This window comes from Cognatundibacterium rivi, from assembly GCF_018139565.1.
GTDB lineage: Bacteria > Pseudomonadota > Gammaproteobacteria > Burkholderiales > Burkholderiaceae_D > Undibacterium > Undibacterium rivi.
In genome coordinates, this window is record NZ_JAGSPK010000003.1 from 407,678 (window position 1) to 423,623 (window position 15,946).

Sequence of the window (15,946 nt, forward strand, 5' to 3'; positions counted from 1 at the left end):
TTGCCGTAAAAACCGTTGACGATACGGCATACACATGATGAGTGATGACTAACTTGCCTGCTTCAATAACGGTAGGTTACTGAGCAGTAAATCGCCCATGTCGCGCCGGTTCAGCGGATGGTAGAAATAATATCCCTGAAAGAAATCGCAACCAACCTGTTTCAGGAAGCTTTCCTGATCTTCGTTTTCTACCCCTTCTGCGACTGTTTTGCAGGACAAAATTTCTGCCAGTGAAATGATCGCTTTGATGATCATTTCACTCTTGGCGTTGTAGCCGATCTGGGCAACAAACGAGCGGTCAATTTTGACCGTATGTGCAGGGAAATGACTGAGCTTGGACAATGAAGAATAACCCGTGCCGAAATCATCAATCGCGATACTGAAGCCACGCTTTTTAAGTGCATTCAGATGCTGAATCGATATGGCCTCGTTTGCGATCAGACCCGTTTCTGTAATTTCCAATTCCAGATAGCAGGTTTCAATCCGGTAGTGCTGGCAACGCTCTTCTATCAGTTCAATCAGATCGGTACGTGCCAGATCAATCACGGACAAGTTCAGCGCGACCACCGGACTCTCACCATGTGTATCAAGCCATACGCGGATTTGTGCGCACACCGCGTCGAGCACAAAATCGCTGATGTGATGTATCAGACCGGAACGTTCGGCCACCGGAATAAATTCTGCCGGTGAGACTCTGCCCAGACTCGCTGAATCCCAGCGTAACAGCGCCTCAACACCTGCGAGCTTGCCTTGATGACAGATCTTGGGTTGATACATCAGATGAAATTCATGGTGTTTGAGACCGCTGATAATGCCGACTTCAATTTCAATATTCCGCCGGATTTCCTGAGCTTCAGCGTCATCAAACAAGCTGGTGCTCTGGTCACTCGATTTTCGGGCGGCATCGAGCGCCATTTCACTGCGGCGGATCAGGTCGTCCGGCTCGCTTTCGCCGTTGCGCAGCAGAGCAATTCCGGCAGAGAACTGCACCTGCAGCATTTCGCCGTTGATCTCGATTTCCTTCGGCATTTTTTCGCGGATATTCTCAACGAACAGCACCACTTCACCCGGCGTCTGGAAGCGTTCAAGCACGAATGAAAATACGATGCTCCGTAACCGTGTGCAAAAACTGTTTTCCGGCAGAACATTGCCTAACTCATCCGCGAAGCGCCGCAATAAGGTATCGCCGGCAGGTGCACCAAATTGCTGGTTGGCGTGACGTATGCTGTTAAGCCTGAACGAGACCAGTGCCGTCACATGCGTCCCGTCCTGATTCGCCAGCACAGAAGTCAGATGCTGGCGCAGCATGTCCCGGTTAGGAAGATTGGTCAGCAAATCATGACTACTCAGGTAATCCTCACGCTCAATACTGAGTTGCAGCGCATTGTGCATCGCGTAAAAAGACGAAACATCGCTCAGCGCAACAATAAACTCGCCGGTTGACGTCTGCGAAATATTGTTCATCACGACCATTTTCCCGTCGCGGGTCTGGTACGCGGACAGGCGCAGTTCATCGGTTTCCTGATCGTATTTGTCTTGCAGGCGAACACTGTTCTCCATCAACAACCAACTGAACAAATCGCGGGATTGCTCGCCATGCGAGTGTCGGCCAAGCAAGGTATTTGCCTGATTGTTCGCTTGCAGTATTTGTCCCGCAGCATCTGTCAGTATCAGTGCGGTTCCTGCATTTTCGAAAATTTCCTGATATTGCGCATGACTTAACTTCAGCGCCTTGCTGGTGCGGGTGAACTGGGTCAGTGTTGAATCAAGCTCGTGCAACACCCGGAACACGGCAAGCGGAAGGCAAAAATTGAAAAACAGAAAAATTAATGCATGCACATCCGTCTGCACACTGGGCAGAGAAACCTGCAGATCGTGCCAGCCGTATTGATTCGTCCGGGAAATCAGAAATAAAAACGGGAAAATATTTAAAAACATCAGCCACAGCGCCAGCCTCAGTCCCAGAAATAATCTGGCGATCAGAGGCGCGGCATAAACCAGAATATATCCAAGCGCGGTGATCTGATGATCTGGAATCAGCGTGGCAACCGCCAGGGTGACGCCGTAAATATTCAGAATCAGCAAACCTGCACTGGCTCTGACGGAACGGGTGGAATAATAAATTGCAACGGACTTGATCACGTACAACAGGCCGACCGCCCATATGACTTTGTAGTTGCCGCTGGCGAAAGCGGACGCGGAGATGTGTACGGCGATCCAGATTTCGAACAAAAAGCCAGAAACCAGGATGATGCGTAATGCGCTCAGTTTCCAGGCGGCGTTTTCGGCGGGCGTGAGAGCATTCTCGTTCGGGAACAGCCAGCGAAACATCATCGTCAACAATCTGGAAAGGAAGGATGGATCAAGAAAAATGAAAATAAATTTTCAAACGCAAACAGTGATTTTCTCATAATCCAAACTTACTCAACAGCAACTGTTACAATTATTTCATAAAAGAAACACATTTCCCTTGCTATCACCTTGCGCTTTTCAGTTATTTGACATTAGACGACTGGTCTATTAGAATCCATTCCATGCAAAAATATGACGAACGTCCACATACCTATCAAGATACCCGCGAGCGCATTCTGGCGACTGGCGAGCAATTGATACTGGGCCGGGGTTTCAGCGCTTTGGGATTGAGTGAAATTCTGGCAGCGGCAGCCGTACCGAAAGGCTCGTTCTATCATTATTTTCAATCGAAAGAAGGTTTTGGCGTCGCCATGCTGGAACGTTATTTTGCCGACTATCAGCAACGACTGACATCGCAGTTCGCTGATCAGAGTCTTTCAGCACGTGAGCGCTTGCTGATGTATTTCGCTGGTTGGCAAGAAACCACAGACAATGGCGAATGTCACAAATTTTGCCTGGCAGTCAAGCTGGCGGCCGAGGTTTCTGATTTGTCAGAGCCTATGCGTGCCGTGCTGTCGGTCGGTATGCGTGGCATTTGCACACAAATTGCGGAAACGATACGGCTGGCGCAGGCAGAAGGCAGTGTCTCTGCGGCACTCAACGCAGAAGAATCTGCCACGTCCTTATACAGCATGTGGGTGGGTGCTTCATTACTGGCGAAAGTGCATCACGAGCGACAACCGCTGACACAAGCATTGAAACAAACTGAACTGCTATTACCGGCAACAAGGTAATGCAAACACTATTATTAATATGGGCATTTGCCCATTTTTTTGAAGCAACAACTAGACGACCGGTCTAATCTTAAAAGGAAATCGTATGCTGGAAAAATTGCTCTCCCCCGTGCAGGCAGGTAGCGCCTTACTGAAAAATCGCGTCGTCATGGCGCCGCTGACACGTTCACGTGCTGGTCAACCCGGTGACGTGCCGCGTGCACTGAACGTGGAATACTATGCGCAGCGCGCCACTGCCGGACTAATCGTGACGGAAGCCAGCCAGATCTCCCGTCAGGGTCAGGGCTATGCATGGACACCAGGAATTTATACCGATGCACAAGAGGCAGGCTGGAAAAATGTCGTTGATGCAGTTCATGCGAAAGCAGGCAAGATATCTCTGCAACTGTGGCACGTTGGCCGCATCTCACATAACCTGCTGCAGGAAAACGGCGCAGCACCGGTATCAGCATCCGCATTGCAAGCGGCTAACAGCCAGTGTTTCGTTGTTCAGCCAGATGGCACTCCTGCGAATGTACCGACAGCGGAACCACGCGCATTGACCACCGAAGAAATTCCCGGCATCGTTGATCAGTATCGTCAGGCAAGCATACGCGCTAAACGCGCGGGCTTTGATCTGGTCGAGGTACATGCGGCGAATGGCTATCTGTTGCAGCAGTTCATGTCCACCAATAGCAATCTGCGCACCGATGCCTACGGCGGCAGCCTTGAAAATCGCGCTCGCCTGACACTGGAAGCAGTCGATGCTGCAATCGCTGAAATGGGGGCAGATCGTGTCGGTGTACGTATTTCACCGAATTTTGTGGCGCATGGCATTGCCGACACCGAAGCGGAAGCAATGGCACTGTATTTAGCCAAAGCATTTACTGCCCGCGGTATCGCCTATCTGCATATTGCAGAACCAGACTGGGCTGGCGGTGCCGAACTGACACCAAGCTTCCGCGAAGAATTGCGTGCGGCTTTCCCGGGAACGTTGATTTGCTGTGGTGGCTACAGTGCCGCTGAAGCAGAGGCGCTGATCAACAGCGGTCTGGCTGATGCTGTGGCATTTGGCCGTCCTTATATCGCTAACCCGGATCTGGTTGAACGCTTTGCTGCTGGCGCAGAGTTGAACACACCAGACCGCAGCACATTCTACGGTGGCGAAGAAAAAGGTTATACCGATTACCCAACGCTGTAATTTTGCGCAACCCATTTGCCATCGTAATCAGGTGGTGACTGAAAAAGTATCTGAAGCATCTGAAATATCTGAAGTTTCCGGTGCTTCATCAAAAAAAGGCAGACTCCGGTCTGCCTTTTTTCCGTCTTTTTTCTCTGCTTTTGATATCAGATGCGTCCGTTGCCGATCGCGCCCTTTACGCGGGTAAGATCAGTGTCACTTGCAAGCCGCCTTCCTGGCGGTTGCTCAGCAAAATACGCCCGCCATGCGCTTCGATAATTTCTCTGGTCAGCGCCAGCCCAAGTCCGGTACCGTGTCGTTTTGTCGAATAAAACGGTACCAGCGCATTTGCCATTACGGTATCGCTCATCCCGCTACCATTATCGGTTACGTCCAGACGCCAGCCATCATGAATTGCGCGTACTTGCAAGCTGATGCCATCCTCACTGGCACCGGATTCATGGGCATTTTTGAGTAAATTGAGTAAGGCCTGTTCCATTTGCGCGCGATCCATCCGCGCCTCTTTCTGCAACACCGCATCATGTTCCGCCACCGCGAGTTGAAAAGGTATCTGTGCTTGTAAAGCGGACAGCAAATCATGCCAGCTTACTGTGGTGCAGAGGGGAGCAGGTAATTTGGCAAACCGTGCGTAACCGTGGATAAAACTTTCCAGATGACGACTACGGTCTGCGATTGTTTCCAGAATCTGTGGCAAACGTGTCGCATCTCCGCGTCTGAGTAATTCCTGACCGGAATGCGCCAGCGACGTCAGCGGTGCCAGTGAATTATTCAATTCATGGCTGATCACGCGTATCACCTTCTTCCAGGTTTGCACTTCCTGCCGACGCAATTCTGTCGTCAGATGCCGCAGTAAAAATAAGGTATGCAATTTCCCGTTCAGGCTGAAACTGCGCCGCGCCAGATGATACACCTCGTCGCCGTCATCATCGTCAGGCTCGCTCGCCGTTGTCGCTTCAGTAGCAATGGCGTCAACAGCATTAGCAGCAGAAGCAGCTTGCCGTCTGCTGCGCGCAGCAACCGTAAACAAACCATCGCCCCCTTTTTCTATCGCTTCCTTTACCGCCGGCGACAGGCCTTGCAAGATATCTTGCAGGCGGAAACCTTCGAGTTGACGACCGTGATGTAACAGCTGGCGGGCAGCGAGATTCGCGAACACGATGGTTTTATTATCGGCGACCAGCAACATTGCCACCGGTGTGTTTTGCACCATGGTATCGAGCAACAGCTCGCGCTGTACCAGATTCAGTCGCTGTTCCCGTAAGGTATTGCCGAGCGCATTGTGCACCTCGGCCAGTTCGGCCAGCTCATCCTTGTATGGCCAGTGCAAACTGAAAGAATAATCACCATCCTGATAACCAATAACGGTGCCGTTCACAGCACGGAATAAGGCCAGCATCGGCGCCAGCTGGCGATACATCAGCCATGCACTCAGCAGTACCATCATCAACGCGAATGCCACCAACGCCCACGCGCGATAAGCGTCCGGCAAACGCATCAGCCACACACTGCCGAGCACGCTGCCCGAGGTAAGCGCCCCTGCCAGCAGGCAGAATCGCCATAGCAAAGAAATGCGCCTGCTTGCCGGCACGATTACTCCTGCCCCGGTCTGGCAATGCCAAACCTGTCCATCCGCCGGTACAGTGACTGACGGCTCAGACCCAATGCCGATGCGGCCTGTGCGATAACACCATGCGCCCTCAGTAAGGCTAATTCGACTGCCGCTTTATCCGGCTCCGCATCGCTGCTCAGACGCATTACCGGTGCCGCAGGCAGACCAAGATCGCCGATACCGATCTGCTCACCGCGCGCAAGTAACTGTGCCCGGTGCATCAGGTTTTTCAATTCGCGGACATTACCTGGCCAGGTATGCGCCAGCAATGCGGCTTTTGCATTTGCATCAAGCTGTTTATCATCGTTGAGAAACGCCTGCGCCAGCGGCAAAATATCTTCCGGACGTTCTGCCAGCGCTGGCAGATTCAGTTGTATGACATTCAGCCGGTAATACAAATCTTCGCGGAACTGCCCGGCCCGTATCATGGCTGGGAGATCGGCATTGGTCGCGCTGATGATGCGCACCTTCACCTGTTTTTCGCGGTTTGATCCGAGTCGCTGAAAACGCCCGGTTTCCAGCACACGTAACAGCTTCACCTGCCCTGCCAATGGCAGATTGCCGATTTCATCCAAAAATAAGGTACCGCCATCGGCCGCTTCAAATTTACCTTCGCGCGATTTTCCGGCGCCGGTATAAGCGCCAGCTTCGGCGCCGAACAATTCAGCCTCGATCAGATCGGCGGGAATCGCACCGCAATTGAGGACGACGAAAGGCCCCTCTTTTACGCTGGAATTTTTTTGTACAATTTCTGCAATACGTTCTTTACCCGCTCCATTCGGCCCGGTGATCAGCACTGAGGCATCTGAGCGCGCAACCTGGCATGCAATTTCCAGCACTTTTTCAGTCGCACTATCCTGCCACACCAGTCCACACAGATTGAATTGTGTTTCCAGCGCTTGCTTACGCTGGCGTTCGCGTTGCAGGCGACGTTGCAAGGCGCGGTTGGCCTGCCCCAATTCAATCAGGTTACGCACCACGGTCAGCAGACGCTGGTCATTCCAGGGCTTTCCTATGTAATCTGCCGCCCCGGCTTTAATCAAACCGACGGCGGCATCCAGATGTGTCCATGCGGTCAGCAAAATCACCGGCATATCGGGGCAACGCTGGCGAATCTGACGAAATAATTCCATGCCCTCTTCACCAGAAGTGGTATCTGCACTGAAATTCATATCCTGTATCACCAGATCAATCGCCTGCTGCGATAACAAGGTCAGCCCCATCTCCGGTGTGGTCGCGGTCACACTCTCAATATCATGCAGCGACAACAGTACCTCGAGTGCCAGTGCAACAGCGGGATTATCGTCAATGATTAAGACTTTAGGCATGTCCGTATTAATTTTTCATTCTGGTTCACAGGGCTGTAAGCCAATCAATTCAAGGCTGTTGGCGATCAGGTGCAAAAGCATCGTCAGTATTGGCCAGAGACTGGGTGCCTGCATTATCAGATAAACAGACACCCTGCGGCAAACCATTTCATCAGACGCTGCGGGTCGCAGTTGCCGGAGCAATTCTGGCCGCCCGCCATGCCGGTGCCAGCGCGGCCACCATACCCAGCAAACAGAATAACAATGGCGACCACAGCAAGTAAATCAGCGGCAATTTGCGCATATCAAACTGCGTCACGAGCAATTGATTCAAGCCCAGCGCGAGCACGCATCCCAGCACAATTCCTGACGTCGAGATCAGCAGATTTTCAGTCAGAAAATGCATCAGTATATGCAGCCGTGTCGCCCCTAAAGCGCGGCGTATACCCACTTGCTTGGTCCGTTGTGTCACCCACAGACTGCACATGCCGACAATGCCGCTGGCCGTGATCATGATCAGCAATCCGCACACCGTCAGCAACATCCAGGACAAACCTTTGTCGTTGCGGTAGCGATCTTCCCGTATGCTTGTCTGCGCCTGCATCCGGATATTTAAAGGCTCAGGAGAAGCCGCACGCAAGGCTTTTTCCACGTCCTGCATCACCTGCTCGCGCTTACCAGCGGCGGCACGCAGGGTGTATCCGGAATAAGCATCATTCGTCATCCGTGCTGGCTGCATTACTGACATCTCGCCACGCACACTGTCCTGCGCGCCAGCGGTCTGCAAAGTGTCGACGACACCGACAATACGTACCGACTCCGCACCATCTCCGGTACCAAAGTAAAACTCGCGTCCGGCATAATTGCTGGCATCGGGAAACAAAGCACGCGCCATGGCTTTACTAATGATCGCTACATCAGGGCTATTCCGTGCCGTACTCTGGTCGATCTCCAGAAACTCCTCTGGCATAAAATCGCGCCCCTCAAGTAATTGCAGCTCCCAGACCTTCACCAACGAACCGGCAGAAATATAAATCGCAGCGTTGCCACTTGGTGATATTTGTTTGCGATCTGCAGCAATACTTCGGTTCCAGCCTGACTGTGACATCGGTATCGAATTTACCCGCGCCAGACTCACCAGACCCGGCACAGATTTCATCACCTGCTCTTCTCTCTTTTGTGCGGCAAGTTGCTCTTCATGCCCGCCGGATTTCTGATTTTTTACAAACAGGCTGAACACCTGTTCCTCGTGTCCTATGCCGCTGGAACGCTCCGAGCTGCTGAGCCGCTGATTCACCAGATAGACGGCGTTCGACAATATCGCCAGACTCAGGGCAATTTGCAAAGCCACCAGCAAAGGCCCGGTTTTATTTTTCAACATCGCCAGTAACACTGGCTTAAAAGGAAATAGCTGTGTCATATATCCTCACTGTGATTTCAACTGTATAGCAGGTGTAATCTGGCAGGCGCGCCAGGTTGGCAATAAACCGGCCAACAATGCTGCGACAACCGACATGACAACGGTCAGCAACAGCATTTCCCAATCCATGCGGGCAACCGCTTTCAGATACCCCGCCTGCAAACTGATCAGCTTCAGAAACAATACCGACAGCAAGATGGCGCTGAATGCACCGACCATACCGACAACGCCGGTTTCGACCAAGGCTTGAAAAAAGATCTGCCGACGCGAAGCCCCAAGTGCACGACGCACACCGATCTCTGCTGCCCGCCCGGAAAACTTTGCCAACAGCAAACCTATCGTGTTCACCATACAAAGCATCAAAAATCCTAACGCCAGCCAGATCGACATTTTTTCGTCATTTCCGACGATCTTCAGTTCCTGCAACCAGCCATGTACATCAAACAAAAGATTAGGAGCGTGCCTTGGGAAACGTCCCATTTTTTGCTGCTCGCTCACGTACGCATCCAGAAAAGAGGCTAACTGCCCACGTTCTGAAGCGCTGTTCATCTCGATCCAGAAAGTCAGCCAGGTACACTCGGAATCAAGCAGCGCCTGCCAGCCAGGGCCGCTTCGCTCAGTGCAGCTCATTCCGCCGGAATGCGGTGTCTGATTGCGTATCGCGCTTTCAAATGGAACGATGAAACTCTCTTCGCTCATGAATGCACTGCCACGTCCATTGAAGCGATAAAATCGCGGCAACGGGCGCCAGGTATCCATCACTCCGGCGATCAGATAACTGCGTCCCCACATCGTTGCCATGCGGCCGACCGGATTTTCTGTGCCAAACATTTTTTCCGAAGTTTTGCGGCTCAGGACAACTACATCGGCCCCGTTTTTTTCATCTGCGACAGACCAGCGCTCGCCATACAACATCGGCACCTGCATCATAGGGAAAAAGTCGCGTGACGCAGCCATGCCCTCCACCTCGATCACTCCCAGGTCTTTACGCGGCATTTCTATCAGTGCAGAAATGCCATACAAGCCGGTACGGTACTTTCCTATCGCGCTATTGAGTAAGGCATGCACATCGCGGTAACTCATCTGCTCGTCGATATAGCGGTCACCTGGCTTAAAGTCATTGGCGGGGCCATTATCAAGAATAGGAATAAAAAGTTTTGTACTCTTTTCAGGTATAGGATCTGCGGACATCATATGCAGTATCGTCAGTGTGGAAACACTGGCGGCCACGCCGACCGATAAAATCAATATCATCAGTCCCGTCAGCCAGAGATTTCTGCGCAGGCTGCGAAAACCCAGCCATGAATAGTAAGAAAACATAAGCGCTCCCGTTCAGGCGTAATGAGCTGTCGTCGTCGCCAGCGATGGCGTCTGACGCACCAGATCCGACACTTGTCCATCGATGATGTGCACATTGCGCTGTGCGCGGATCGCCAGCTCAGGATCATGCGTCACCATTAAAATCGTCGTGCCACGTGCATTGATTTCTTCCAGCAACTCCATCACGCTGCGCGCCATCTGGGTATCAAGATTCCCGGTCGGCTCATCCGCCAGCAACACCTTGGGGGAACCTGCCAGCGCACGTGCAATCGCAACCCGCTGTTGTTGTCCGCCAGATAGCTCAGCAGGATAATGTTTCATGCGTGCCGCCAGACCAACCTGCGCCAGCGCATCTTCAATCCGCTCCTTGCGCTCTTTCGCAGGCAGACCGCGATAACGCAGGGGAACGTCAACGTTATCAAACAGATTCAGATCCGGAATCAGATTAAATCCCTGAAAAATAAAACCCAGCTTTTCATTGCGCAAACGCGTGCGGGCGTTGTCGTCCAGTCCTTTGACATTCACACCATCCAGAAAATAATCACCGTCAGTCAGTTCTTCAAGCAAACCGGCGATATTCAGAAATGTGGTTTTACCTGAACCAGAAGGACCGGTCACCGTAACGAATTCACCTTCTCTGACGTGAATTTCAAAGCCGCGCAAGGCATGGGTTTCGATTAAATGTGTGCGATAGACTTTATTTAATTTCTGCATTCTTAACATCACAAACTCCTATTGATTGATGGTGATCCGTTCGTTTTTTTCAAACAGCTCCGTTCCGGAAATGATGATTTTGTCTCCGGCTTTTAAACCACTTTTAATTTCAACCGCATGTAAACTTGTGGCACCCAGAACGATAGGCGTGCGCACAGCGATGCCATCGCGCAGAAGGTAGGCAACATGTCCGCCATCGCTTTCAACAAAGGGGCCGCGCTGCACCAGCAAAACATCCGGCTTTTCTTCGATCAGCATACGCGCAGAGACACGCTGACTCTGCCGTAATCCGGCGGGCACCTTGCCATCAAAGCGCACCCGCGCCAGCACTTGATTTCTGACGACTTCAGGCGACATCGCCGATAAAATCCCGCGTGCTTTGACGCCATTAATCTCCAGATCAACAGCCATCCCCAATCCCAGCTCCGCAACATAACTTTCGGGAATTTCCAGCTCGACTTCCAGTTGCGACAGATCGACCAGCGTCATTAATGCCGTATTCGGCGCAACCACTGTACGGTTCGCCACTGCCAACGTGCCAACGACGCCATCGACCGGGGCACGCAGGCGTAATTCATCTACCCGTCTTTGCAAATTATCTTTGAGCAGACGTTGTTGCTGCAATTGCGCCAACTTCGACTTCAACCCCAGATCAACATCTTCGCTTTCGAGTGAGCTGGCCTGCAAAGCATGACGGGCGCGTATCTCGGCGCTTTTCAAGGCATCCTGAACACGTAAAAATTCATTCTTCTGTACCACGCCGCTGACGCCGGCTTTTTCTATGCGCTGATAAGCACGTTCGGCTGAGACCCGTTCAATTTCAGCTTGCTCGGCATCGCGGACTGCCAGCATTTTTTGCTTACGCGCCAGAATTTTTTGTCTGGCAATCTCTGCTTCCAGTTGCTCAAGCAAGGCTTGTTCACGCTTGAGCTCTGACACCAGATCAGGTGAATCCAGCTCAGCAACGACATCGCCCTTTTTTACTTTATCTCCGGCTTTCACTAAAAAACTGACGGTGCTGGCGGTACTGGAATACAGGCTCGGGCTGTTGGCGGCCACCAGCCTGCCATTCACTGCCGCATCCCGCACCAGCGTTCCTTTACTCACCGTCGCCATGCTCAGTCTGGACATAGACACAGAACGGCTGCTCCCCATCCACAGCGATAATGCATAGACAGCGGCAATGATCAGCAATAGCGCGGCAAGAATGCGCCAGAGCCATCTGGACTGCCGCCAGAACGGTAAGGCAGCAATTGGCATGTCTTGTTGTGATGTGTCGCGTATAGACATAGTCGGTATATTTTTGAAGAGTAAAACGAATGTGAATAACAAGGAAATGACGCGCATCTCCTCGGCGAGGAATCAGCTCATCGTCTTGCTGAAGATTTCACGGTCTGTCGGGTGGCTGTTATCGGCCGTTTGTAGTAGCGGCAAGTGCCTGCATGAAGCGGAAACATACTGAGTGTCCGGGAAGTGTCCGGCGACTGTCCATTGCTTGTCCGGCAGCAGCAGCGCGGACAGTGACTTTACCCAATCGAGCAGACCGAATGACCAGAGCCCGCTGGTGCGGTAATCCAAGGTCAGCCCGGCCCACGGCTGTATGCGAATTTGAAACTGAATTTGAAATTGAAAGTGTTCAAGCGACAGTTCTGCTTGCACACCGCAACCACGGCAAACGTCTGCGGCATGCAGACTGGTGATCTCTTTAAATTCAATGCGGCGAATACTCTCTCGCTGATCGGGGCTCAGCAATACCAGCGACAACAATAACAAAGCGATCGCACACAACAACTCTGCCGATCTCCGGCACAACCAGAGCCAGCGTTGCGGCCTGACATTTGTTTTCGCTGCGTCTTTCATGATCACCTTCCTCCTCTGTGTTTCCAGAGGTATTGCAGAAAGCGTGCCACAAAATAGAAAAATTTAAGTCTTTGATTTTATTCAGATTTAACTCAATGACCCTTAATAAAAATGATAGTCCGGACAATAAAACAAAGTGACCGGACACCTCGCGGACGTTCAGGCTGTTTATGTGCCTGATGTTTTATGGCAATGGCTAGAATGACCCAGAGCCTTGATAATCGGGCATTGTGCTTGCTGCGGCGCCGACGCGCAGGCATCAATCAGTTGTGCCAGCATGGTTTCCATTTTTTTTAAGTCCGCCAGCTTGGCACGCACCTGATCGAGCCGCTCACTGGCAATATCCCGTATCGCAGGTTTATCGTTACTGTCTTCCAGCATCAGCAAATGCGAAATTTCCTCCAGTGAAAATCCCAGTTCCTGCGCTCGTTTGATGAAGCGGATACGCTCAGCATCCGCCCCAGGATAGGTGCGAAATCCTGAGCCTACATCGGGGACTGCCAGCAAACCCCGGCGCTGGTAGTAGCGTATAGTTTCAACTCCGACCCCTGCGGCTTTGGCGAGTTGTCCTATGGTGTATTGATCTGAAGCAGACATAAATAAAAAGTCCTTGACTCTGTTCTCAGGTACGGAGTCTATGATACAGCGGATAGTCGATTAAGGAGAATAGTCATGACCGACAAGCATCAACATAGCGGCAATTGCTGCGGACAATCTGCATCAACACCTGCGTCAGCACCAGCGCTGGAAGAAAAAAAATATACCGATCCGGTGTGTGGCATGCAGGTGGCAAAAAATACTGAAAAAACGGCGCGCTTTCAGGGTGTCGCCTATTATTTCTGCAGCCTGTCATGCGTGAGCAAATTCACGGCCGCACCCGAAAATTATGTCAAAGCCAAACGCATTATCGGTATGGGCAGCGTTCCTGCCGCATCTGCCGCTGCTTCAGCATCCGCGCCCCCAACTACTGCGACTACTGCCACTGCTGCGGCGTCAGACCCGGTGGTACGTGAAGTCAGCCGCGTTAAAACGACGGCTGGCAGTTCCTGTTGCGGTGGTAGCCATGCCGCACCGCAAAGCATGCAACACGATCCGCAAGGTGCGCATAAAGATCCGGTCTGCGGCATGACGGTGAATGAAAACAGCCAGCATCAGTTTGTGCATGGCGGTCAGACCTACTATTTCTGCTGCGACTCATGCAAACAGAAGTTCAGCAAAAACCCGGCAATATATTTGAATCCTGAGCTGGCGCCAGCAGCAAAGCCGGTCGCCAAAGATGCGATTTACATGTGTCCTATGGACCCCGAAATTGAGCAAATCGGCCCAGGTATCTGCCCTATTTGCGGTATGGCGCTGGAGCCAAAAGAAGCCATTATCGAGGAAGATAACAGCGAACTTCTCGATATGATTCGGCGCTTGAAGATCAGCATTGCTCTCAGCCTGCCCTTGCTGCTGCTGACTATGGGCGACATGCTGCCCGGCATTTCTTTCCATGATTTATTGGGAATGCGTGTCTTCGACTGGTTGCAGTTTGCCTTGGCAACACCAGTTGTCGTGTGGCTGGGAAGGCCATTTTTTGAACGGGCAATCGCCTCGTTTAAAAGCGGCAATCTGAATATGTTCAGCCTGATCGGGGTAGGCACGGCAGCGGCGTATCTGTTCAGCCTGTTTGCGCTACTGTTTCCGCAGGCCTTGCCAGAGGCATTCAAGATGGATGGCATGGCGCCACTGTATTTTGAAGCCGCCGCCGTCATTATCTGTCTTGTTATTCTGGGACAGGTGCTGGAGTTGCGCGCGCGCTCACAGACAAATCAGGCAATCAAATCTTTGCTGGCACTGACTCCTGCGACGGCGATACGCATCGCCACCGATGGTAGCGAAACTGAAATTCCACTCGACAAAGTTCAGGTCGGCGATCTGCTGCGCGTCAAACCCGGTGCCCACATCCCGGTTGACGGGCAACTGGTCGATGGGCATTCGCATGTTGATGAATCGATGATTACCGGCGAACCGATTCCGGTTGGTAAACAGGCCGGAGATCAACTCAGCGCCGGCACCATCAATCAACAAGGCAGCTTCAGCCTGCGGGCGGAAAAAATCGGCAGAGATACCCTGATCGCCAAGATCATCGATATGGTGAATCAGGCCGGTCGTTCCCGTGCGCCAATACAAAAACTCGCTGATAAAGTGGCTGGCTGGTTTGTGCCTGCCGTGATCGCGGCGGCAATACTCGCATTTATATTGTGGGCGGTATTTGGTCCTGCACCGGCACTCGCAAATGGCCTGATGGCCGCGGTGTCCGTGCTGATCATTGCCTGCCCTTGCGCACTGGGTCTGGCAACGCCGATTTCAGTGACCGTCGGTATCGGACGTGGTGCAGTGGAAGGCATACTGATCAAAGATGCCGAAGCACTTGAACGCCTGGAAAAAATCGATACGCTGGTCATTGATAAAACCGGTACCCTCACTGAAGGCAAACCAACGCTGCAGGAATTCATCGTGGCAGATGATGCGAATGAAGAGGAATTATTAGCAATCGCACTGGCGACAGAACAGCAAAGTGAACATCCCCTGGCGCAGGCAGTGGTGGATTTTATCCGCAAAAAAAATATCCCCGCAGCCAGCATCAGCGACTTCAAAGCCATCAGCGGCAAAGGTGTGCAGGCAACGTGCAAAGGGCAGCAGATCTTGCTCGGCAAACCAGCGCTGCTGGAAGAAAACCATATCAGCTTGCAAGCATTCAGCTCACGCATCAATGAATTGCAGCAGCGTGGTCACACGGTCATGGTGATGGCGGTCAACGCGAAAGCCGCAGCACTGATCAGCGTTGCCGACAGCATCAAAGCCAGCAGCCTGCAGGCCGTGCAACAGTTGCAGCAACAAGGAATCCGTGTGATTGTTCTGACTGGCGACAATGCGCAGACAGCGCAGGCAGTGGCAACACAGCTGGGATTAAACGAGGTACATGCAGATGTGCTGCCAGAAGACAAATTCCATTTCATTCAGCAGTTACAGCAACAGGGATGCATGGTCGCGATGGCCGGTGACGGCATCAACGATGCGCCAGCACTGGCACAGGCGAATGTCGGCATTGCTATGGGTACCGGCACCGATGTCGCTATGCACAGCGCGCATGTGGTACTGGTCAAAGGTGATCTGCGCGGCATTGCGAAGGCCCGCACGCTGAGCCGGAATGTCATGCGCAATATTCGTCAGAATCTGTTTTTTGCGTTTGCCTATAACTTCATCGGCGTACCAGTGGCAGCCGGTGTGCTGTTCCCCTGGTTTGGCATCCTGTTAAGCCCGATGATTGCCAGCGCAGCAATGAGCCTCAGTTCAGTCTCTGTCATCAGCAACGCCCTGCGGCTGCGTTATACCCGCCTTTAAATT

General features: G+C 52.3%; 12 protein-coding genes. 3 read left to right on the top strand and 9 right to left on the bottom strand.

Features of this window, described 5'->3' with window-relative positions; translation table 11 throughout:
- Window positions 1-48: 48 nt before the first annotated feature.
- Entirely contained in the window at window positions 49-2,334 is a 2,286-nt protein-coding gene (locus tag KDM87_RS10435; RefSeq protein ID WP_212679011.1) for a putative bifunctional diguanylate cyclase/phosphodiesterase, read from the bottom strand.
- A gap of 200 nt (window positions 2,335-2,534) precedes the next feature.
- Between KDM87_RS10435 and KDM87_RS10440 the strand changes: the two genes are divergently transcribed.
- Window positions 2,535-3,146: a TetR/AcrR family transcriptional regulator gene (locus tag KDM87_RS10440; RefSeq protein ID WP_212679012.1), complete on the top strand. Its 612-nt coding sequence runs from the start codon at window positions 2,535-2,537 to the stop codon at window positions 3,144-3,146.
- An 85-nt stretch (window positions 3,147-3,231) separates the two neighbouring features.
- Entirely contained in the window at window positions 3,232-4,326 is a 1,095-nt protein-coding gene (locus KDM87_RS10445) for an alkene reductase (protein WP_212679013.1), read from the top strand.
- Between the two features lie 175 nt (window positions 4,327-4,501).
- Here KDM87_RS10445 and KDM87_RS10450 read toward each other — a convergent pair whose 3' ends face one another.
- From KDM87_RS10450 to KDM87_RS10485, 8 genes are all read right to left on the bottom strand, one after another.
- The gene (locus KDM87_RS10450) at window positions 4,502-5,914 is read right to left on the bottom strand and encodes a sensor histidine kinase (protein WP_329604921.1); all 1,413 of its coding nucleotides are present in this window, start codon (window positions 5,912-5,914) and stop codon (window positions 4,502-4,504) included.
- 2 nt (window positions 5,915-5,916) lie between these two features.
- Window positions 5,917-7,263: a sigma-54-dependent transcriptional regulator gene (locus KDM87_RS10455; RefSeq protein WP_212679014.1), complete on the bottom strand. Its 1,347-nt coding sequence runs from the start codon at window positions 7,261-7,263 to the stop codon at window positions 5,917-5,919.
- 151 nt (window positions 7,264-7,414) lie between these two features.
- The gene (locus tag KDM87_RS10460) at window positions 7,415-8,662 is read right to left on the bottom strand and encodes an ABC transporter permease (RefSeq protein ID WP_212679015.1); all 1,248 of its coding nucleotides are present in this window, start codon (window positions 8,660-8,662) and stop codon (window positions 7,415-7,417) included.
- 6 nt (window positions 8,663-8,668) lie between these two features.
- Window positions 8,669-9,982 (bottom strand): ABC transporter permease, encoded by a 1,314-nt coding sequence (locus tag KDM87_RS10465; RefSeq protein WP_212679016.1) that lies wholly within the window; start codon window positions 9,980-9,982, stop codon window positions 8,669-8,671.
- A 12-nt stretch (window positions 9,983-9,994) separates the two neighbouring features.
- Window positions 9,995-10,705, bottom strand: a complete 711-nt coding sequence (locus tag KDM87_RS10470) for an ABC transporter ATP-binding protein (RefSeq protein ID WP_212679017.1) — start codon at window positions 10,703-10,705, stop codon at window positions 9,995-9,997.
- Between the two features lie 9 nt (window positions 10,706-10,714).
- The gene (locus KDM87_RS10475; protein ID WP_230407698.1) at window positions 10,715-11,986 is read right to left on the bottom strand and encodes an efflux RND transporter periplasmic adaptor subunit; all 1,272 of its coding nucleotides are present in this window, start codon (window positions 11,984-11,986) and stop codon (window positions 10,715-10,717) included.
- 72 nt (window positions 11,987-12,058) lie between these two features.
- Window positions 12,059-12,556: a hypothetical protein gene (locus KDM87_RS10480; protein ID WP_212679018.1), complete on the bottom strand. Its 498-nt coding sequence runs from the start codon at window positions 12,554-12,556 to the stop codon at window positions 12,059-12,061.
- 168 nt (window positions 12,557-12,724) lie between these two features.
- Window positions 12,725-13,153: a MerR family transcriptional regulator gene (locus tag KDM87_RS10485; RefSeq protein WP_212679019.1), complete on the bottom strand. Its 429-nt coding sequence runs from the start codon at window positions 13,151-13,153 to the stop codon at window positions 12,725-12,727.
- 75 nt (window positions 13,154-13,228) lie between these two features.
- Here KDM87_RS10485 and KDM87_RS10490 point away from each other — a divergent pair, with 75 nt between their 5' ends.
- Window positions 13,229-15,943 carry a heavy metal translocating P-type ATPase gene (locus KDM87_RS10490; RefSeq protein WP_212679020.1) on the top strand — a complete coding sequence of 905 codons (2,715 nt, stop codon included), beginning with the start codon at window positions 13,229-13,231 and terminating at the stop codon, window positions 15,941-15,943.
- The last annotated feature ends 3 nt before the right edge of the window (window positions 15,944-15,946 follow it).

What these genes read in the sequence shown, in the direction of transcription:
- KDM87_RS10435 (WP_212679011.1), bottom strand. Translation starts at nt 2,334, where the DNA reads ATGATGTTTCGCTGGCTGTTCCCGAACGAGAATGCTCTCACGCCCGCC.
- KDM87_RS10465 (WP_212679016.1), bottom strand. Translation starts at nt 9,982, where the DNA reads ATGTTTTCTTACTATTCATGGCTGGGTTTTCGCAGCCTGCGCAGAAAT.
- KDM87_RS10445 (WP_212679013.1), top strand. Translation starts at nt 3,232, where the DNA reads ATGCTGGAAAAATTGCTCTCCCCCGTGCAGGCAGGTAGCGCCTTACTG.
- KDM87_RS10470 (WP_212679017.1), bottom strand. Translation starts at nt 10,705, where the DNA reads ATGTTAAGAATGCAGAAATTAAATAAAGTCTATCGCACACATTTAATC.
- KDM87_RS10485 (WP_212679019.1), bottom strand. Translation starts at nt 13,153, where the DNA reads ATGTCTGCTTCAGATCAATACACCATAGGACAACTCGCCAAAGCCGCA.
- KDM87_RS10475 (WP_230407698.1), bottom strand. Translation starts at nt 11,986, where the DNA reads ATGTCTATACGCGACACATCACAACAAGACATGCCAATTGCTGCCTTA.
- KDM87_RS10440 (WP_212679012.1), top strand. Translation starts at nt 2,535, where the DNA reads ATGCAAAAATATGACGAACGTCCACATACCTATCAAGATACCCGCGAG.
- KDM87_RS10455 (WP_212679014.1), bottom strand. Translation starts at nt 7,263, where the DNA reads ATGCCTAAAGTCTTAATCATTGACGATAATCCCGCTGTTGCACTGGCA.
- KDM87_RS10490 (WP_212679020.1), top strand. Translation starts at nt 13,229, where the DNA reads ATGACCGACAAGCATCAACATAGCGGCAATTGCTGCGGACAATCTGCA.
- KDM87_RS10460 (WP_212679015.1), bottom strand. Translation starts at nt 8,662, where the DNA reads ATGACACAGCTATTTCCTTTTAAGCCAGTGTTACTGGCGATGTTGAAA.
- KDM87_RS10480 (WP_212679018.1), bottom strand. Translation starts at nt 12,556, where the DNA reads ATGAAAGACGCAGCGAAAACAAATGTCAGGCCGCAACGCTGGCTCTGG.